Below are 19,346 nucleotides of genomic sequence, written 5' to 3' on the forward strand. Positions count from 1 at the left end.
GTTTGACCTCATCGCTTACGTTACCGCTCACTGGGTCAGGGCTGCGTATTCTACGCATTTCCCTTGTCGCGTCAAGGCGTTTTTGCAAACTTCTTGAGGCTTTCGAATCAACTGCACATTCTGCATTCGATTCGCACTGTAACCGCGTTAGCTTTCGCTGTCTGCCGTGTCAGTGGATGCGCATTATAGGCAGCAAAACTTTTTGTGCAAGCGCTTTTTTCGTGTTTTTATGATTAATTTTCAAATAGATTGTTACACCCAAGCTAGGCACAACCTACACACTCGTTATACCCAGAGTTATCCACAAACGCTGGATTTATGCGCAATACAAACCTAACAGCGAGCCTTTATTGAGTAAACGAGTGTGTGCTAAAGATAGAAGAAAGAATAAATGAGGCGGTAAATTTGGAGCTCTACATGATTAAGCAAGATGAAGGCTATTAGTGTCAGCCGCTACTTTATACATATATAAGCTATAAAGTAGCGTGTAGTGATGCACTTATACGTACATATATAGGTACTTAACTTGCACTCCAAAGAAGCTGTCCGCAATCGGTAAGATCATACCCCCCTAAAAGAGCCGCCATTTGCCGAGTATGCCCACTGCTTAACATAGTAAACAATTGTTGTAGCTGCCTGCGAAAGTAAATACTTTGTGGCATCACAAAGTCGAAGGACTCCCTGATCAGTGGCACAAAGCTTAAACCGCTCTCTAAAGCAACAGACTGACAACCAAAACCAATATCTGCATCTCCACGTGCAATATAGCCTGCAAGTTCACGCTCACTATAAGCTGTGAGTATGATATTAAGCTGATCTAAACGTGCACCTTGCTTTAATAGCCACTGCTCTAGATGCTGCTGACTGCCAGCGCCGCCTTGGCGACTGACCCAGCGCCAAGGCAAACTGAGAACTTTATCCTCTTCTTGACATCTGTGGTGCATATCGGTGCGCATGATCAAGCCTTGCTGACGGGAATAGCCGTGCACCATGATCCATTGTTGGTGGTTTTGATAACCTTTAAGCAATGCTGGATGACGGATATTTCTATCTTCCATACTCCCCCAGTGCAAGGTACACACATCAGCATAGCCCTTAGCTAATAACTCCAACCCCAAACGAGAGCCTGTTGCACTGTAACTAATAAGCTCACGACTACCAACCTGCGCCATCAAACGCGCCACTAACATTGACAACAGAGGATCATCACTACCAGTAATCAATAGTCTGTCAGTTAACATACCGCTATGGCAGGAGTCCATCACCCAGCGGTCAATCAGCACCTTAGGGAATAACCATTTGCCGGTGATTTTTGTTGCGGGGAGAATTCGGTCATTCGCCATCGCGTAAACCTTTTTCTCATTAAGATCTAAATACTCAGCAACTTGCTTCGCGCTCATGTAAATCAATTCACTGGCGGATGTCATCTTATATCCTTGTCGTCTATCTCTTTTGAGTCCGGTCGCTATCTGATAAGGTCGCTATTTATCGGAGTTGGTATTCACATCAAATTCGAGATTTTCACTGCCGTGGTAGACCAAAAAGTGACGTCCTTTGGCCCGAGCAATAATCGTGATACCAAGTTTTTGGGCAAGCTCCAGACCCATCTGCGTTACACCACTTCGCGACAGCAATACGGGTATCCCCATTTTGGCGACCTTAATCACCATCTCTGAGGTTAACCGTCCTGTGGTATAGAAGATTTTGTTATCGCCCCGATCCTGTGCCAACCACATATCCCCCGCCAAGGTATCCACCGCGTTATGACGGCCAACATCTTCTACAAAAGCAAGGATCTGGTCAGCTTCACAAACACCACAGCCGTGCACTGCACCTGCATTTTTGTAGGTCTCATTATATTCATTGATGTTTTTGAGCAAGCTGTAGAGCGTACTCTGCTTAAGGCTTGGAGTAGGTAGCTGAATACCATCTAAATCCTGCATAAAACTGCCATATACAGTCCCTTGACCACAGCCAGATGTAACGGTTTTTTCAGATAACTTTTGTTCGAGATCGGCGGTTTGCTCATGCGTTAATACCGCGGCAGAATTCACATCCCAATCAACAATTACAGACTCTAATTGAGCAACATCCGAGATAAAACCCTGATTTTTAAGATAACCAAGAGCTAATGACTCAGGCTTTGCCCCCAATGTCATCAGGGTCACTATCGGGCGCCAGTTCAGATAAACCGTTAAAGGTCGCTCACAGGCAACATGCTTATCAATAACGACTCCTGACTCATCCACTGCTTTGACGGCAATAGTTAACGGCACTTCAGCTTGAGTTTTTACAAAGGAAAAGCTTCGCTTGGGTAGAGAAGGATGGTCATTGGCGAGCATCTGCTGAGCAATATTAGAACTGTTATCAGAAATCATAATGTTACCGCTTTACGAGTGATGGCATCAGCATAGCAATATTTATACCTAGGTATAAAACTCAGGGCTAAATGCGTGATCCGTCGCAATACGAAACATTCTGGCGCACCAAAATGTCTCAGACAAAATGTCCACTCAGACAAAATGTCTCGCTTTTAACCCTATTTTGATGATCCACTTCAAACTAATTCCCCCTGTTTAATGGCATTAATATTGCAGTGACCTTTTATCACGATAAGCAGGGGAAATAGCGCCGGATGCTAAGGCTTATCTCCCTTACGGTTGAAACGGAGAGACAATGCAACATACTACTAGTGTTTGGCCCATGTACGTTTCACTCAAAAAAGTAGAGAAACAGGTGGGTCGTTGGACCTCAGTACAATGGGAAATCGATCATTTACTTCCCACAACCCACGAAGCCCCCGAAGGAGCGACCTTAGTACTGCTAGAGCTGCACAAAGATGAGCGCGCCAGTTACCGCATCAACCTCGATATGGACAATGCGATGTTGTACTTAGTCTGTGATGAAATGGCAGACGGTACTTGGGTACCCGCGTTACTTTCGGCAGATCAAAATGTTGCTGCGGGCTGTCTTGAAGGCAATACGCCCGTAATCAACACGCTAATGCCTGAAGCGATTGCCTGTTGGATCGAAGCCTTTATCACTCAATATGGTGAAGTTGAAATCGCTGCTTATCGTCGTAAGCATGTCGATCACCGTAAAAATCAAGGTCCAAGCCACGATCCATTGCGGAGGGACTAATGACTGATTCAACCCCAAAGGCAAACGGTTTTTTTAGCCGTTGGAGTCAACGTCGTGAGCAAGTGGCAGCTGAAGAAGCCGCTGTTAAAACGCAAACGACTGCGGAAGAACTTGTTGATAATAAGGCAGAAGAGATCACTCAAGAGCCTACCGCTGCGCAAGAATCACAAGATGCGCTTAGCCAGGCAAATGAAGACCCTCATCGCATCCTCACGGCAGAAGATCTCCCTAATCCTGACGAGATTGAGATTGGTGGCAGTTTCGCTCAGTTTATGGGGGCGAATGTTGACCCAGCAGCAAAAACGGCAGCGCTACGCGCCCTTTGGAAACAACCGCATTTCAATGAGATAGATGGTCTTTTGGAATATGCTCTTGATTACAGCAACCAACCGAAACTAACACGCGAAGTCTCAGCTGAATTAGCCCAGAAAGTATTCCGCTATATCACCAAAGACAGTGAAGAATCAGAGATCGAACCGACCTCAACACCAGACGATGTAGTGATCGGTGCAGAAAATACCATCGAATCAAAAAACAGTGATATCGAAACCGAATTAGCCACCATACCGATTGCGGACAATTTGGATGGGGAGACTGATGACCTACCCCAAAATGCACCAGAGCCATTAGCTCAGATGCAAAAGCCAGTTGTTTAATGTCAGTTTAGCTAATTTTTATGTCTATAACTTTGGTATGTGAATTGCTGTACTAAGAGTACAAAACTTAGATAAAAGCAGAAAAGGCAATGACTTAGTATCAAATCAATGCCTGAATCTGTAACAAAACAGCGATAAAAGAGCAGCCAACGTACTGTTCAGGAACGCAATGTGAGCACTCATTTGACAACCAATCAAACCCAGGCTGCGCTAAAACAAGCGCGGCAAAATGTGTTAGCCCAAACACAGATTTTACAGAATCTGATCCCGCCAACAGTGAGTTACACCACTGAAGGCACAGTGCTAATTATTGGCCCTGAGGATCTCGCACGCCTCGCAGCGGACAAATTGTCCACTATGGCAAGCCGCGTCATTTTAGCGAACGAAGCCATTACCAGCCAAGATGAAGCACACCTTGAGCAGGTGATGGCTGCCGCCACGAATGTCGAAAGTTACTACAACAAACTGATCGGTATTAAAGGATTTTTAGGGCAGTTCCAAGTTAGCGTTGAGCATCAAAACGTTGCAGCGGAATTAAGTGTTGTCGCCATTCGTAAACCGCACTTTGATTTGATACTCGATTTAAGCAGCACACCTTGCTTGAATCTCGAAATGCTACCACCGGGGTATTTCTATGTTGGCCAAGACGACATAAAGCTCGCCGATGCACTAGAGCAACTCCCCGAACTGGTTGGCCAATTTGATAAACCTCGCTACGTCAAAATTAATGCCGACCTGTGCGCCCATGACCGCAACGGTATCAACGGCTGTAACCGTTGCCTCAACTTCTGCCCAGCTGATGCGATTAGTAGTGTCGCTAAAAAAATTGAGGTCGACCCCTACCTTTGCCACGGCGCTGGCAGCTGCTCGAGTGCCTGCCCAACGGGGGCCATTAGTTATGACTTACCGACCCCACAGGCACTGCATTCTTACCTGAATAAAATCATCAGTCGTTACCGTGAGCAAGCGCAAACAGCACCAGTGATATTGTTCCACGACAACGCGGTTGGCGCGAGCTTGATAGGGGACGACTTAGCCGGGGATGTGCTCCCTGTCGCCCTCGAAGAAATCACCGTTGCCAGCATTGACCATTGGTTAGCTTCACTAGCTTGGGGCGCACGCCAAGTGTTAATCCTCAATACCGAGGCAACTGCCCCTACGCTCACACAAATGTTGAAAGGTGAACTGGCTTTAGCCAACAGCATTTTAGATGAAATGGGTCAACCGCAGCGCTTGAGTCTTATCGACCCAAGCATGCTGGCGAATTTGGAGCCTGTGCTCGACATCAGCCTCGATTGGCCAGTGATTGTGCCCGGCGCTTTTGCGTCCACCAGCAAACGTAACACTCTGTTTGATGCGATTGACCATCTAAACAGCCAAGCGGGTGAAATCAACAGCTGTTTAAGTATCAACAACGTTCCCTACGGCAACGTCAGCGTCAATGTCGAGAAATGTACGCTCTGTATGTCCTGCGTGGCGATTTGCCCCACCATGGCATTACAAGATGGTGGCGACAAACCTGCACTACACTTTATTGAGCAAAACTGTGTGCAATGTGGCTTATGTGAGGCGGCTTGCCCTGAAAAGGTCATCAGCCTGACGCCACAAATTAACTTTGATAAAGCTGCTCGTCAGCAATTACAAACCCTGAAAGAAGAAGCCCCGTTCGAATGTATTCGCTGCGGCTCTCCTTTTGCGACCCAATCTATGGTGCATCGGATGCTGGATATGGTCGGCGCGCACAGTGCATTTTCAGCCAATATTGAACGCTTGAAAATGTGTGGTGATTGCCGGGTAAAAGACATGTTTGAAGACATTCTTCAAGATCCTGAAAAGCAACTGCGATAAGAGATCCGCTATGACCGAATCAGTAAGACAAGTATCAGAAAACGATCAGTTGAGAGCCGATATCTATCAACTGTTAGCCGCCCTTTTGCGTCGCCATCCTAGCCCTGAGCTGCTGCAATTTTTGGCCAACCTTGAAATCGATGCCAATGAAGACAATGAGATGACCAAGGCTTGGTTATCTGTACAACTGGCTGCAAAGCAATTCAGCAGTGAACAATTAGAAGATGAGTATTTTGCACTGTTCCTCGGTGTGGGTTGTGGCGAAATCTTGCCCTATGGCAGTTGGTTTATGACTGGCTCATTAATGGACAAACCCTTAGCACTGCTGCGCCAAGACTTGATGCAACTCGGTTTTGAGCGCGAAGAAAACGTCAAAGAGCCCGAAGATCATGTGGCTGCTCTGTGTGAAGTGATGGGCACATTAATTCTTGAGGCTCCAGGTTATCGTCAACTAGCGTTTTACCAACGCCATATTGGCAGTTGGATTCAGCGCTTCTGCGACAACCTAGGTAAAGCACCTAGTGCCGCCTTTTACGCTACGGTCGCTCAGCTTGCTAAAGCGTTTTTCGAGATGGAAGCCACCGAGTTTGAGCAACTCAGTTTAGACATTCCTGTGAATTGCCCTGGCAGTGCGGAGCTACAACCCGCTGCCAGCGATATCGAAAAACAAGCGGAATTAATGAACTAAACTTTAGCTAATTTGCGAGCAGTATCTTGCTGTCTATCGCATATAAGTTTGATAGGCAAAGGTGGACTTAACGTTCACCTTTGCCACAAAAAGGAAGCTTAGGCTTCCACAGTAACCGAGGTGGTCGTGGTTTGTATCACCTCATTTAGTAACACAAGGAGACACTATGAAGAAGCAAGCTTCCGACATGCGCCGCCGTCAACTGCTCAAAGCATTAGCACTCGGCAGTGCGGCTGGCGCGGTAGCGACTGTGAGTAGCCAAGCATTGGCTGCGACCCCCACTGTTGCCCCAAGCGAACCTAAGAGTGACAACTATCGCGAAACCGACCATATCCGTAATTACTATGCGTCGTTGAACAACTAACCAGAGGAGTGTGTGTGATGCGATTAACCCGCAAAACAGACCAAGTTGTCGAGCCTAAAGCGCCCGCCCTCGGTCTCAATCGTCGCCAATTTTTAAAATCGGCAGGTCTTGCCACTGGTGGTATTGCTGCAGCGTCAATGCTAGGTACTGGCATGATGCGTAAAGCAGAAGCCAAAGATATCCCCCACAATGCACCGACTGAAGTTAAGCGTACCATTTGCTCTCACTGCGCTGTGGGTTGTGGTATCTATGCTGAAGTACAAAACGGTGTGTGGACAGGCCAAGAACCCGCATTTGACCATCCATTCAACCAAGGCGGCCACTGTGCTAAAGGTGCTGCTCTGCGTGAGCACGGCCATGGCGAAAAACGCCTGAAATACCCAATGAAGTTAGAAGGCGGTAAGTGGAAGAAGATCTCTTGGGATCAAGCCATCAATGAAGTGGGCGATAAGATGATGGCGATTCGTCAAGAATCAGGTCCAGATTCTATCTACTTTATGGGTAGTGCTAAGTTCTCAAATGAACAGGCTTATTTATATCGCAAATTTGCCGCATTGTGGGGCACGAACAACGTCGACCACTCAGCCCGTATTTGTCACTCTACCACAGTAGCCGGTGTTGCAAACACTTGGGGCTACGGTGCGCAAACTAACTCGATTAACGATATTCGCAACTCTAAGTGCATCATGTTTATTGGGGCAAACCCAAGTGAAGCTCATCCAGTTGCAATGCAACATATTTTGATTGGTAAAGAGCGCGGCGCCAAAATTATTGTCGTTGATCCTCGTTTCACCCGTACTGCGGCTAAGTCTGATGAGTACGTGCATATCCGCCCAGGTACCGATATTCCGTTCATTTATGGCCTGTTATGGCACATTTTTGAAAATGGCTGGGAAGATAAAGAATTTATCAAGCATCGTGTTTACGGCATGGAACGTATCCGCGAAGAAGTGAAAAAGTACACCCCAGAAGAAGTTGAAAACGTAGTGGGCGTACCTAAGGCACAAATGTATCGTGTTGCCAAGATGATGGCTGAAACCAAACCCGGCACCATTATTTGGTGTATGGGTGGTACTCAGCACCACGTCGGTAATGCCAATACCCGCTCATACTGCTTATTGCAATTAGCTTTAGGTAACATGGGGGTTCCTGGTGGTGGTACTAACATTTTCCGTGGCCACGATAACGTACAAGGTGCAACTGACTTTGGTTTGTTATTCGATAACTTACCCGGTTATTACGGTTTAACCACTGCAGCATGGAACCACTGGGCCAATGTGTGGGATCTCGATCCTAAATGGGTGGCAAGCCGTTTCGACCAAGGCGAATACTTAGGTCAAACACCACAAACTTCAACCGGTATCCCCTGCTCTCGCTGGCACGATGGCGTACTTGAAGATAAAACCAAAATCGCGCAAAAGGACAATATTCGTTTAGCGTTCTTCTGGGGGCAATCGGTCAACACTGAAACCCGTGGCCGCGAAGTACGTGAAGCACTGAATAAAATGGATACTGTGGTGGTTGTGGACCCATTCCCAACCATGGCAGGCGTGATGCATCAACGTAAGGATGGGGTGTATCTACTACCCGCTGCGACTCAGTTTGAAACCTACGGCTCAGTGTCAGCCACAAACCGCTCGGTTCAATGGCGTTCGAAGGTGATAGAGCCGCTGTTCGAATCACTGCCAGATCACGTGATCATGTGCAAACTCGCTAAGAAAGTAGGCATAGATAAAGAACTGTTCAAACAAATCAAAGTCAATGGTGATGAGCCATTGATTGAAGATATTACCCGCGAATTTAACAAAGGTATGTGGACAATCGGCTACACAGGACATAGCCCAGAACGCTTAAAAATGCACCAAGAAAACTGGGGTACTTTTAATGCTGACAGCCTAGAAGCACCGGGAGGTCCAGCCAAAGGTGAGACCTATGGCTTACCATGGCCATGTTGGGGCACGCCAGAGATGAAACACCCTGGCACCCAAATTCTGTATAACGAAGCCAAACATGTTAAAGATGGTGGTGGTAACTTCCGCGCCCGCTATGGTGTTGAGCACAATGGCGTCAATATTCTTGCTGAAGGCACTTACTCTAAGGGTAGTGAAATCCAAGATGGTTACCCCGAATTTACCGCCGATATGCTCAAGCAATTGGGTTGGTGGGACGATTTAACCGAAGAAGAGAAAAAACACGCTGAAGGCAAAAACTGGAAGACAGATATTTCTGGCGGCATTCAACGTGTTGCCATTAAACATGGCTGTATTCCCTACGGTAACGCGAAAGCACGTTGTATCGTTTGGACTTTCCCAGATGATATCCCACTGCATCGCGAACCACTCTACACTCCTCGTCGTGACTTAGTCGCTAAGTACCCAACCTACGAAGACCGTATGGTTGCGCGTCTACCGACACTTTATAAGTCGATTCAGGATAAGGACTTTACCCAAGGTTTCCCACTGACACTGACCTCTGGTCGTTTAGTGGAATACGAAGGTGGTGGTGAAGAATCTCGTTCTAACCCTTGGTTAGCCGAGCTACAACAAGAAATGTTTATCGAAATGAACCCGGCAGACGCTGCTGACCGTGGTATTCGTGACGGTGACAATGTCTTCGTTCATAGCCCTGAAGGCGCCAAGATCACAGTGAAGGCAATGGTGACGCCACGGGTTGTACCGGGTGAATGTTTTATGCCGTACCACTTCGCAGGGGTATTTGAAGGCGAAAGCCTAGCGAAAAACTATCCAGAAGGCACAGTGCCTTATGTGATAGGTGAGTCGGCAAACACCATTTTAACTTACGGCTATGACGTTGTGACTCAGATGCAAGAAACGAAGTCCAGCTTGTGCCAGATAAGCAAAGCCTAACCAACTTGATGAGGAGATAAGCCATTATGGCAGTCATGAAATTTTTGTGTGACACCAAACGCTGCATCGAGTGTAACGGCTGCGTCACAGCATGTAAAAACGAAAACGACTCCGCGCTGGAGTGGGGTATTCAACGTCGCCGCGTGGTGACAATTAACGATGGTCAACCAGGTGAAGCATCGATTTCAGTCGCATGTATGCACTGTACCGACGCTCCTTGCATGGCCGTATGTCCGGCAGATTGTTTCTACCGTACTGACGATGGCATTGTGCTGCACAACAAAGATACCTGTATCGGTTGTGGTTACTGCTTCTATGCCTGTCCATTCGGTGCACCGCAATTTCCGAAGAAAACCGCCTTTGGTAGCCGCGGTAAAATGGATAAGTGTACCTTCTGCGCCGGTGGCCCAGAAGAAACCTTCTCCGAAGCCGAGCATAAGAAATACGGTGCCAACCGTATTGCTGAAGGCAAGCTACCTATGTGTGCAGAGCTTTGTGCAACTAAAGCACTGCTCGCGGGTGATGCGGAAGTGGTATCAAACATTTACCGTCAACGTATGGCATCTCGAGGCAATCCTAACGTGATTTGGGGCTACAACCCAAAAACCGGTGAGATTAACTAAGCAGAGTGAAGGTTAGGGAGTGATCCCTAACCTCTGGCAAGGAGTGAAAATGTTAAACAAACAGTTAAACAAATCACTGCGCAGTCTGTTTGCTCTGATGGTACTCGTGATGGGATTGGGACTTGGCTCAGTCATGAGCGCAGGCTCAGTACTGGCAAGTGATCAGCAATCGAGCCAACAGCAGGCGAAAGCGCAAACCAGCGAAGCCGATCTGTGGCGTGCGGTAAAGTCAGGTGAAACTGGCTATACCACGGCCAAAGGGGTCGAAACTGGGGTATTGATTAACGTTGCCGGTAACCAAGGTAAAGAAATAAGGAATCAATATATCACCCCGATTATGGCCTTGGCCGTGACGGGTGTGTTTGGTGCTTTCTTACTGTTTTATCTGGTGAATGGTCCTTCAAAACTCAGCCACGGTTTCTCGGGCAAGATGGTTGTACGTTGGTCAAAGGCAGATTTGTGGATCCATTGGATCATGGCAATTAGCTGTCTTGCACTGATGTTTACTGGCTTAACTATTATGCTCGGTAAGCATGTCGTGCAGGAACTGCTTGGGCCAGATATCTGGGCACCACTGATCTACGGTAGTAAAACTGTACATGACTGGGCTGGCCCCGTCTTTATCATGGCGTGGATTGTCTGCGTAGTGAAATGGATGCCACTTCAAACCTTTAAGATGTACGATCTTAAATGGTTCTTAGTGGTCGGTGGCTATATCAACTTTGGCCCATTCAAAGGTAAACACCCTGACAGTGGTTTTGCCAACGCCGGTGAGAAAATGTGGTTCTGGACACTGACCCTATTCGGGCTGTTTATCAGTGTGTCTGGCATCATGTTGGTATTACCCGGCTTAGACCTACCCCGTGAAGCCTCGATGGGCGCGCTGCTGATCCACTCGATCAGTGCCGTTATCCTGATTGCCTTTACTATTGTGCATATTTGGATGGCAACTGTGCTCAGTGAAGGTGGTATGGAATGCATGAAGTCAGGCTATTGTGATGAAAACTGGGCAATCCAGCACCACAATTTATGGTATGACGAAATCAAAGCCAACGGCAGTCTGCGTTATAAAGACTAACGCAAGGGGTTATACTTAACCCGATAAAAACACCTCGCACTGCGGGGTGTTTTTTCATCCAAACCAAACTAACAACTTATTAACAAACATTTTGTTTTGAAGTAGAAATCGGGCAATTTTGTCATCTCAAATAAACCGCCAAAGCATGAGCAAGTTAACGCTTTTGGATTGGCGTATCATCTTCTGTTACCGCAAACTGTTCTAGATCAAATCCTACTCAATCTTTTCCTACTATATTGCCGTCACGCGCGATGATTAACGGCAAGCAAGATGATTTTATTATCTTTTTCACCTCTAATCTTCACTTTTTGATAACAAGCACCACTCCTCGAAAAGTCGCGCCATCCCAAGAACCATAATCCCTATTTCAGGAGTCAGCATGAAGCAACAACCTAGCGATTTAACTCGCCGTTCTTTGCTTAAAGCACTCACCGTTGGCAGCGTAGCCGGCGCCGCAATTGCCGCTACCGGCATCAGTGCAGCCCAAGCCAGCGAGAGCAGCAAGGTAACAACTAAAGAACCTAAGGGTTACCACGAAACTGCGCACATTATCAGCTATTACGATAGCCTGCGTAGCTAATCTAGGAGAAGTCAGCGATGAAGTTAACTCGCAAGTCCGATGTCGCCAAAGTGGCCGACAAACCGACGTTAGGCATTAGCCGTCGTCAATTTATGAAGCAAGCAGGTATTGCTACCGGTGGTATCGCAGCCGCTTCTCTGATGGGTACTGGCATGATGCGCCGCGCAGAAGCCAAAGATGTACCGCACGATGCGCCTATCGAAGTTAAACGTACGATTTGTAGTGCCTGTGCCGTCGGTTGCGGTCTATATGCCGAAGTACAAAACGGTGTATGGACAGGTCAGGAACCCGCATTTGATCACCCATTCAACGCCGGCGGTCACTGCGCTAAAGGTGCTGCACTGCGTGAGCATGGCCACGGTGAAAAACGCCTGAAATACCCAATGAAATTGGTTGATGGCAAGTGGAAAAAAATCTCTTGGGAAGATGCGATTAACGAAGTGGGCGACCAAATGCTCAACATTCGTAAAGAATCTGGCCCAGACTCAGTGTACTTCATGGGTAGCGCTAAGTTTTCTAACGAAGGCTGCTATATGTACCGCAAACTGGCGGCCATGTGGGGCACAAACAACGTCGACCACTCTGCTCGTATTTGTCACTCTACCACGGTAGCCGGTGTTGCTAACACTTGGGGTTACGGTGCGCAAACTAACTCTTTCAACGATATTCAGAATGCCAATGCTATCTTCCTGATCGGGGCAAACCCAGCGGAAGCGCATCCGGTTTCAATGCAACACATTCTGATCGCTAAAGAGAAAAATAACGCGAAAATCATCGTCGTTGATCCACGTTTCTCTCGCACAGCAGCGCACTCAGATCTGCACTGTGCAATTCGTCCTGGTACTGATATTCCGTTTATCTACGGTATGTTGTGGCACATTTTCGAAAACGGTTGGGAAGATAAAACCTTTATCAAACATCGCGTATTCGAGATGGAAAGTATCCGCAGAGAAGTGAAAAAATTCCCGCCAAAAGAAGTGGCGGATATCACTGGCGTAAGCGAAGAAGTGGTTTATCAAGCCGCTAAACTGATGGCCGATAATCGTCCTGGTACTGTGATTTGGTGTATGGGTGGTACTCAGCATCACGTCGGTAACGCTAACACTCGTGCTTACTGTATTCTGCAATTAGCCTTAGGTAACATGGGCGTATCTGGTGGCGGTACTAACATTTTCCGTGGTCACGATAACGTACAAGGTGCGACTGACTTAGGTCTGTTATTCGATAACTTACCAGGTTACTACGGTTTAACCTCTGCGGCTTGGACTCACTGGACCCACGTGTGGGATCTGGATATGGAATGGGTGAAGAGCCGTTTCGATCAAAACGCCTACTTAGGCAAAGATCCAATGACCACTCCAGGCATTCCTTGTTCTCGCTGGCACGATGGCGTGTTAGAAGACAAGAGCAAACTGGCTCAGAAAGACAATATCCGTATGGCCTTCTTCTGGGGTCAATCGGTCAACACTGAAACCCGTCAACGTGAAGTGCGTGATGCCTTAGACAAGATGGATACAGTCGTCGTTGTCGACCCATTCCCAACAATGGCAGGTGTTATGCACCGTCGTAAGAATGGCGTGTATCTGTTACCTGCTGCGACTCAGTTTGAAACACAAGGTTCAGTGTCTAACTCAGGCCGTTCTATCCAATGGCGTGAGCAGGTTATCCAACCTTTATTCGAGTCAAAAACCGACATCGAAATCATGTACCGTTTAGCGCAAAAACTCGGTATTGACGAGCAGTACACTAAACGCATCGCCAAAGAAAACGGCTTACCAGTAATCGAAGACATTACTCGCGAAATTAACCGCGGTATGTGGACTATCGGTATGACAGGTCAAAGCCCTGAGCGTATCAAGTTACACACCCAAAACTGGGGCACCTTCAGCAATAAAACGCTTGAAGCCGCAGGGGGGCCTGCGAAGGGCGAAACCTACGGTTTACCTTGGCCATGTTGGGGTACACCAGAAGCTAAACATCCTGGTACCCAAATTCTGTATAACCAAGCCAAACACGTAAAAGACGGCGGCGGTAACTTCCGTGCTCGTTATGGTGTTGAATACAACGGTCAAAGCATTTTGGCGGATGGCACTTACTCTAAAGGTGCGGAAATCCAAGATGGTTATCCTGAGTTTACTGCCGATATGCTCAAGCAATTGGGCTGGTGGGATGATCTGACTGCCGAGGAAAAAGCCGAAGCCGAAGGTAAAAACTGGAAGACTGACCTGTCAGGCGGTATCGTGCGCGTGGCAATTAAGCACGGTTGTATCCCATTTGGTAACGCCAAAGCCCGCTGTATCGTTTGGACCTTCCCAGACCAAGTACCTGTGCACCGCGAGCCGTTATACACCGCACGCCGTGACTTAGTCGCTAAGTACCCAACCTACGACGATATGCAAGTTCATCGTCTACCAACACTGTACAAGTCAATCCAAGAGAAAGACTTCAGCGGTAAATATCCATTAGTACTGACCTCTGGTCGTTTAGTGGAATATGAAGGTGGTGGTGAAGAATCTCGTTCTAACCCATGGCTGGCTGAGCTTCAACAGGAAATGTTTGTTGAAATCAACCCAGGCGACGCTGCCGACCGCGGTATCCGCAACGGTGAGTTTGTATGGTTAGAGGGCGCCGAAGGTGGCCGCATTAAAGTACAAGCCATGGTAACGCCACGCGTTAAACCAGGTGTGACCTTTATGCCTTACCACTTTGCGGGTGTGATGCACGGCGAAAGCTTAGCGCCTAACTACCCTGAGGGCACAGTGCCTTACGTTATCGGTGAATCCTGTAACACAGCACTGACCTATGGTTATGACCCTGTGACCCAAATGCAGGAAACCAAAGCGTCGCTCTGTCAGATCGTTAAAGCGTAAGTGCAGCTTAAGCTAGGAGAATTGCCACTATGGCTACAATGAAATTTTTGTGTGATACCAAGCGCTGCATCGAATGTAACGGCTGTGTCACCGCATGTAAAAACGAAAACGACTCCGCTCTCGAGTGGGGTATCCAACGCCGCCGCGTGGTAACCATCAACGATGGTCAACCAGGTGAGGCATCAATCTCTGTCGCCTGTATGCATTGCTCAGATGCACCATGTATGGCGGTTTGCCCAGCAAACTGCTTCTACAGAACCGATGACGGCATTGTGCTACATAACAAAGATGCCTGTATCGGTTGTGGTTACTGCTTGTACGCCTGCCCATTTGGCGCACCACAGTTCCCGAAAAAAGGTGCCTTTGGTAGCCGCGGTAAGATGGATAAATGTACCTTCTGTGCCGGTGGCCCAGAAGAAAACCACTCAGAGGCAGAGCGCCAGAAGTACGGTTCAAACCGTATTGCTGAAGGCAAACTGCCAATGTGCGCAGAACTCTGCGCCACTAAAGCCTTATTAGCGGGTGATGCAGAAGTTGTTTCGAACATCTTCCGTGAGCGCGTGGCTTACCGTGGTGCTAAAAACGCGGCTTGGAATTAATTCAGGTCACAGGATCTGTCCACAGACTTAGCTTGGTGCCTGCTTGCAGGCGCCACTAAGCGAGAGAGGATGTATGATGAACAAATGGTTCAAACACATAGGTTTAGCCATAGCACTGCTATTTAGTGCCGTGTGTCTAGCCAATGGTGGTGATGGACAGGCGATCCAACCTCAAGCCTCTGATGCCCAAATTTGGGCACAGCTGAAGGATGGCGCGACGGGATACACTACCTCACAAAGCGAGTTCCACGCACAGCCGATCAATACTTATGATCTACGGGTGTTGGAGCTACGTAGCGACTGGTTAGCGCCGGCTTTAATGGCAGCGCTATTCGGCATGATCATTATCTTTGTCTTATTTATCAAGGTGAACGGCATTTCTAAGCTACACCATGGTTTTTCAGGCAAGTTAGTGCATCGCTGGTCTAAATTCGACGTTTCTATTCACTGGTTAGGTGCGATTCCGTGCTTACTATTGATATTAACGGGCTTAACCTTATTAGCAGGTCGCTTCTTCTTCCAACCTTGGTTGGGCGAAGGCATCTGGGAAGCTATCGTCTATGGCGCTAAGCAAATCCATGATGTGATGGCGATTCCGTTTATGATCGGCTGGGCATTGATGACAGTGTTATGGGCGAAGAACCAGCTGCCAAAAATGTACGACGTGAAGTGGTTCCTGGTTGTTGGTGGTTACATCAACTTTGGTCCATTCAAAGGTAAACACCCTGATGCAGGCTTTGCCAACGCCGGTGAAAAAATGTGGTTCTGGGCCTTTGCCCTGTTCGGGTTAATCATTTCAGCATCTGGCATGTTGTTACTGTTCCCAAATCTTTTCGAACCAAGCCGCACCTTAAGCTTAATCGCGCTGGTATTGCACTCAGTGAGCGCCATCGTGATCTGTGCTTTCTCTATCGTGCATATCTTCATGGCAACGGTAATGTCAGAAGGCGGTATGGAGTGTATGGTGTCTGGTTATTGTGATGAAAACTGGGCAACCCAACACCACAACCTGTGGTACGACGAAATCAAAGCTAACGGCACGTTGAAATATAAAGAGTAAAAGTCGCTGAAAATAAAAAACCTCCACTGTATTTGTGGAGGTTTTTTTATGGGTAAAATAAGTGCGTTAACTCGAGCGATTAGAAGCGATACATCACAGAGACACCGATATTTCTGGGATCGATAATCGCGGCATAACCATCGGGGTAACTGCGGCTGGCGGGTTCATTTACCGTCAACGCTTGCTCATCAAACAGGTTGTTGACAAAGCCGCTAACTCTCCAGCTATCGGTTTGATAATCAAGGCTCACACGCGCCACGACATAATCACCCGCTATTCTAGATTCGGTATTATTAATATCCGCAAAATACTCGCCAACATAGTTGCCTGAAAAACCGAAAGAGAACGCATCATTCATCCAATACTTGAATCCAGCATTAGCAGTGATGTGCGGGGCTGAGTTCAACTGATTACCGATAATATCCCCATAGCTAGGGTCGGCTTGCTTGATTTCGCTATCGAGTAAACCTACGCCCGAAATAAACTGCCAGTTTTCAGTTAACATGGCGCTGAATTCGGCTTCAATACCGTAACTGACGGCTTTATCGATATTGGTAATTTTGCGGGCGCTATTAGACGCTTGATAACCATCAAAATCGTTGTAGAAGATATTAGCACTTAAGTTGACATCGCCATTGGCAAATGCGCTACGGCTACTCAGTTCATAGGTATTTACAAACTCTTCATCGTAGTAGTAATACTCGCTTTCCACCAAAGACAGCGCGCCACCACCCGAGTTATAACCACGACGAACACTGGCCGCTAAGGTGGTATTATCATTCAGCGCGTATTGCAGCACTAACTTCGGCAGGGTAACGGTATTGGCGTCATCGAGTTTTTCCTCAAGTAGACTACCTTGATAGCGCATGTTGAAGTTACGTAATTGCTCCTCACGCATCACGCGGCCACCAACAGTAATCCAGATCGAGTCGGCGAGCCCATAGGTGACTTCACCATAAACGGAGGCTGACTTAGTGCTGTCATCACCACTATAGATTGAGCTGCCAGTACTACCAAAATCTTGGCTACGTTTAAAATAGGCTAAACCAACAAAACCGTTGAAATCTTTGTCTTTGAGGCCAAAGCTATATTTGCCATCTACGGTATAACTCTTGTCCTCCATATCCACATATTGCTGGGCAGTCACGAGAGGCTCATAGGTTTCAAAGCCCCAATCGTAATCCATATAGGCGACTATCAGATCGAGGGCTTGCCCTTCCCCGAGGTCATAATCCACTTTCACTGAGTGAGTTGTCGATTTAGTCTCGATATAACGTTGGGAAATCGGCTTATATGCCCATGGATCGTCACCGGTAAAATAGTTACGCCCTGAGTCACCTTTCTCATCATTGTATGAAAAGCTGTAGAGCACTTTTAGGTCTTCAATTGCGCTCGGTTGCCACAAAAATTTGCCGCGCCAGCGATTGGTAATGAGTTCATTTTGATCAAATGTGGCGGGATTCGTCTCGTATTCCAAGCCTTTATTGTAGGTTTCGCCCGTCACATTTTGCCCGCTCACCCTAAATGCTAACTCATCATCGAGGATGGGGCCTGAGAGCATCACTGCACTGTCGATAAAGTTATCTTGATTGCGATAACCCACGCGAGCCGCGCCCTGCCAATCGAAGGTCGGATCTTCGGTTTTAATAAATACCGTACCGCCAATGCTGTTACGACCATTAATCGTCGATTGCGGACCACGGAAAACCTCAATTTGTTGAATATCCCACAGCCCAGTATCACCCGTAAGATCAGCAACAAAAGGCTCCGCCACACCATCGACTAAGGTTGATACCCGCGCACGAGCCCCACCGGTGAAAGAGTTAAATCCGGAGGCCGAACCATTACCAGAAACCCCACGAATATCGGGCACAGAGCCGGATAACACCACCACGTTCGGCACCTCAGATAAGGCACTTGAGGTTGATTGGTATTGGCCGCTATCGAGGGTTTCCTTATCAATCACTGAAATAGATGACGTCGTATCCTTCAGGCTACGCTCAATCTTTTCACCATAAACAGTAATTTTTTCAATCGGTTCTGAAGATTCCGCATCCACACCAGCATAAACGGAAGAGACCAGTAAACTCGAAACTATTGCGGCAATTGCACTTTTCTTAAACGCCCTGCATTTCATAAAAACCTCGACGGCACTCATTGATAAAAAGGTGTTAACTAAAAATGCCGACAATTTATCTTAAAACAACCTTAAACACAATTGATAATCGATATCATTTACATTCAACAAATCACTTTGTGATATAACGCAAATACATTAGGTATTGAAAGGAAAAACACTTTAAGTGTTAATAAGATAAGTCAGTTACAATAACTTTATATCTACAGATATTCGGCCACAAAGACTTAAGCAGTCACCCTATAGCGTTCTTCTGTTTCTGCCTATATTCTAAGTTGCTAATAGGAGGATTAGCGGAAACACGGAAACCATGGGTGATATTTCAAAAGCAAAATTGATGTACCTAGCGATAGGAGTGTTCATGGGGATCATTATTGGCAACCTATCACTATCGATAAGCAATTTATTTTTAGGAATTGCATCCATATTAGGCTGGTTAGTACTAATGGTCGGAATTCCTCCCTCTAATAGTCATCAATTTCGAATTGCAACTTTCTTTATATCAATCAGCCTACTACCTGTGTCGTGGTGGATTTATATAACGTCCAATTAAGCGCCTAGTGGCCATATTTTTGTCCTGTATTGGCGATAAGGGTTTCGATCACATGCTTACTGAATGAAGTGATAGTCGTGAAGCTAATAGTCAGTCGTAAATTCATGACCAACACTGGCGTCGGACGGTTATTCCGCGGGTACAAATCTTTTTGAATGCAGTTGATATTCTGCTTGTTCGTCCCGAGGTTAAACGCAATAGATACCAAAGTTTTCCCTAATCAGAGCAAAAATCTTCCCTCAGTAACTCTCGCCTTATCAATCCATAAATCGAGCGCTACCA

15 protein-coding genes are annotated in these 19,346 nt (G+C 47.0%); 12 read left to right on the forward strand and 3 right to left on the reverse strand.

The window, feature by feature from the left end; all coding sequences use genetic code 11:
- Positions 1-521: 521 nt before the first annotated feature.
- The gene (locus SHEWPOL2_RS13910; RefSeq protein ID WP_037423474.1) at positions 522-1,427 is read right to left on the reverse strand and encodes a helix-turn-helix transcriptional regulator; all 906 of its coding nucleotides are present in this window, start codon (positions 1,425-1,427) and stop codon (positions 522-524) included.
- Between the two features lie 54 nt (positions 1,428-1,481).
- The gene (locus SHEWPOL2_RS13915; RefSeq protein WP_037423471.1) at positions 1,482-2,378 is read right to left on the reverse strand and encodes a formate dehydrogenase accessory sulfurtransferase FdhD; all 897 of its coding nucleotides are present in this window, start codon (positions 2,376-2,378) and stop codon (positions 1,482-1,484) included.
- A 298-nt stretch (positions 2,379-2,676) separates the two neighbouring features.
- Between SHEWPOL2_RS13915 and SHEWPOL2_RS13920 the strand changes: the two genes are divergently transcribed.
- The 12 genes from SHEWPOL2_RS13920 (at position 2,677) to SHEWPOL2_RS13975 (ending at position 16,374) form a co-directional block, all read left to right on the forward strand.
- On the forward strand, positions 2,677-3,141 hold the full coding sequence (locus tag SHEWPOL2_RS13920) for a DUF3305 domain-containing protein (protein WP_037429183.1): 465 nt from the start codon (positions 2,677-2,679) through the stop codon (positions 3,139-3,141).
- Positions 3,141-3,797, forward strand: a complete 657-nt coding sequence (locus SHEWPOL2_RS13925; protein WP_037429184.1) for a DUF3306 domain-containing protein — start codon at positions 3,141-3,143, stop codon at positions 3,795-3,797. The genes SHEWPOL2_RS13920 and SHEWPOL2_RS13925 overlap by 1 nt, the downstream gene beginning before the upstream one ends.
- 171 nt (positions 3,798-3,968) lie before the next feature.
- Positions 3,969-5,645, forward strand: a complete 1,677-nt coding sequence (locus SHEWPOL2_RS13930) for a 4Fe-4S binding protein (RefSeq protein WP_086024047.1) — start codon at positions 3,969-3,971, stop codon at positions 5,643-5,645.
- A 10-nt stretch (positions 5,646-5,655) separates the two neighbouring features.
- Entirely contained in the window at positions 5,656-6,333 is a 678-nt protein-coding gene (locus tag SHEWPOL2_RS13935; protein ID WP_037429186.1) for a molecular chaperone TorD family protein, read from the forward strand.
- A 166-nt stretch (positions 6,334-6,499) separates the two neighbouring features.
- Positions 6,500-6,697 (forward strand): twin-arginine translocation signal domain-containing protein, encoded by a 198-nt coding sequence (locus SHEWPOL2_RS13940; RefSeq protein WP_037429188.1) that lies wholly within the window; start codon positions 6,500-6,502, stop codon positions 6,695-6,697.
- 17 nt (positions 6,698-6,714) lie between these two features.
- Positions 6,715-9,564 carry a molybdopterin-dependent oxidoreductase gene (locus SHEWPOL2_RS13945; RefSeq protein WP_037429190.1) on the forward strand — a complete coding sequence of 950 codons (2,850 nt, stop codon included), beginning with the start codon at positions 6,715-6,717 and terminating at the stop codon, positions 9,562-9,564.
- A gap of 26 nt (positions 9,565-9,590) precedes the next feature.
- On the forward strand, positions 9,591-10,187 hold the full coding sequence (gene fdh3B, locus SHEWPOL2_RS13950) for a formate dehydrogenase FDH3 subunit beta (protein WP_011074129.1): 597 nt from the start codon (positions 9,591-9,593) through the stop codon (positions 10,185-10,187).
- Positions 10,188-10,236: 49 nt separating this feature from the next.
- Complete coding sequence (locus tag SHEWPOL2_RS13955; protein WP_037423454.1) at positions 10,237-11,265, forward strand: formate dehydrogenase subunit gamma; 1,029 nt, start codon at positions 10,237-10,239, stop codon at positions 11,263-11,265.
- A gap of 379 nt (positions 11,266-11,644) precedes the next feature.
- Positions 11,645-11,845, forward strand: a complete 201-nt coding sequence (locus SHEWPOL2_RS13960) for a twin-arginine translocation signal domain-containing protein (RefSeq protein WP_037423451.1) — start codon at positions 11,645-11,647, stop codon at positions 11,843-11,845.
- Between the two features lie 17 nt (positions 11,846-11,862).
- The gene (locus tag SHEWPOL2_RS13965) at positions 11,863-14,715 is read left to right on the forward strand and encodes a molybdopterin-dependent oxidoreductase (RefSeq protein ID WP_037429193.1); all 2,853 of its coding nucleotides are present in this window, start codon (positions 11,863-11,865) and stop codon (positions 14,713-14,715) included.
- Positions 14,716-14,744: 29 nt separating this feature from the next.
- Positions 14,745-15,314, forward strand: a complete 570-nt coding sequence (fdh3B, locus tag SHEWPOL2_RS13970) for a formate dehydrogenase FDH3 subunit beta (protein WP_037423445.1) — start codon at positions 14,745-14,747, stop codon at positions 15,312-15,314.
- A 76-nt stretch (positions 15,315-15,390) separates the two neighbouring features.
- Positions 15,391-16,374 carry a formate dehydrogenase subunit gamma gene (locus SHEWPOL2_RS13975; protein WP_037423443.1) on the forward strand — a complete coding sequence of 328 codons (984 nt, stop codon included), beginning with the start codon at positions 15,391-15,393 and terminating at the stop codon, positions 16,372-16,374.
- A gap of 79 nt (positions 16,375-16,453) precedes the next feature.
- Here the strand turns inward: SHEWPOL2_RS13975 and SHEWPOL2_RS13980 are convergent, their stop codons facing one another.
- On the reverse strand, positions 16,454-18,511 hold the full coding sequence (locus tag SHEWPOL2_RS13980; RefSeq protein WP_037429215.1) for a TonB-dependent receptor: 2,058 nt from the start codon (positions 18,509-18,511) through the stop codon (positions 16,454-16,456).
- Positions 18,512-19,346: the final 835 nt, after the last annotated feature.

Origin of the sequence: Shewanella sp. POL2 (assembly GCF_000282755.1) — a bacterium.
Classification (GTDB): Bacteria; Pseudomonadota; Gammaproteobacteria; order Enterobacterales; family Shewanellaceae; genus Shewanella; species Shewanella xiamenensis.

Bases quoted from the DNA above. Each gene is read 5' to 3' on its own strand.
- SHEWPOL2_RS13910 (WP_037423474.1), bottom strand. From the start codon at position 1,427: ATGACATCCGCCAGTGAATTGATTTACATGAGCGCGAAGCAAGTTGCT.
- SHEWPOL2_RS13915 (WP_037423471.1), bottom strand. From the start codon at position 2,378: ATGATTTCTGATAACAGTTCTAATATTGCTCAGCAGATGCTCGCCAAT.
- SHEWPOL2_RS13920 (WP_037429183.1), top strand. From the start codon at position 2,677: ATGCAACATACTACTAGTGTTTGGCCCATGTACGTTTCACTCAAAAAA.
- SHEWPOL2_RS13925 (WP_037429184.1), top strand. From the start codon at position 3,141: ATGACTGATTCAACCCCAAAGGCAAACGGTTTTTTTAGCCGTTGGAGT.
- SHEWPOL2_RS13935 (WP_037429186.1), top strand. From the start codon at position 5,656: ATGACCGAATCAGTAAGACAAGTATCAGAAAACGATCAGTTGAGAGCC.
- SHEWPOL2_RS13940 (WP_037429188.1), top strand. From the start codon at position 6,500: ATGAAGAAGCAAGCTTCCGACATGCGCCGCCGTCAACTGCTCAAAGCA.
- SHEWPOL2_RS13945 (WP_037429190.1), top strand. From the start codon at position 6,715: ATGCGATTAACCCGCAAAACAGACCAAGTTGTCGAGCCTAAAGCGCCC.
- fdh3B (WP_011074129.1), top strand. From the start codon at position 9,591: ATGGCAGTCATGAAATTTTTGTGTGACACCAAACGCTGCATCGAGTGT.
- SHEWPOL2_RS13955 (WP_037423454.1), top strand. From the start codon at position 10,237: ATGTTAAACAAACAGTTAAACAAATCACTGCGCAGTCTGTTTGCTCTG.
- SHEWPOL2_RS13960 (WP_037423451.1), top strand. From the start codon at position 11,645: ATGAAGCAACAACCTAGCGATTTAACTCGCCGTTCTTTGCTTAAAGCA.
- SHEWPOL2_RS13965 (WP_037429193.1), top strand. From the start codon at position 11,863: ATGAAGTTAACTCGCAAGTCCGATGTCGCCAAAGTGGCCGACAAACCG.
- fdh3B (WP_037423445.1), top strand. From the start codon at position 14,745: ATGGCTACAATGAAATTTTTGTGTGATACCAAGCGCTGCATCGAATGT.
- SHEWPOL2_RS13975 (WP_037423443.1), top strand. From the start codon at position 15,391: ATGAACAAATGGTTCAAACACATAGGTTTAGCCATAGCACTGCTATTT.
- SHEWPOL2_RS13980 (WP_037429215.1), bottom strand. From the start codon at position 18,511: ATGAAATGCAGGGCGTTTAAGAAAAGTGCAATTGCCGCAATAGTTTCG.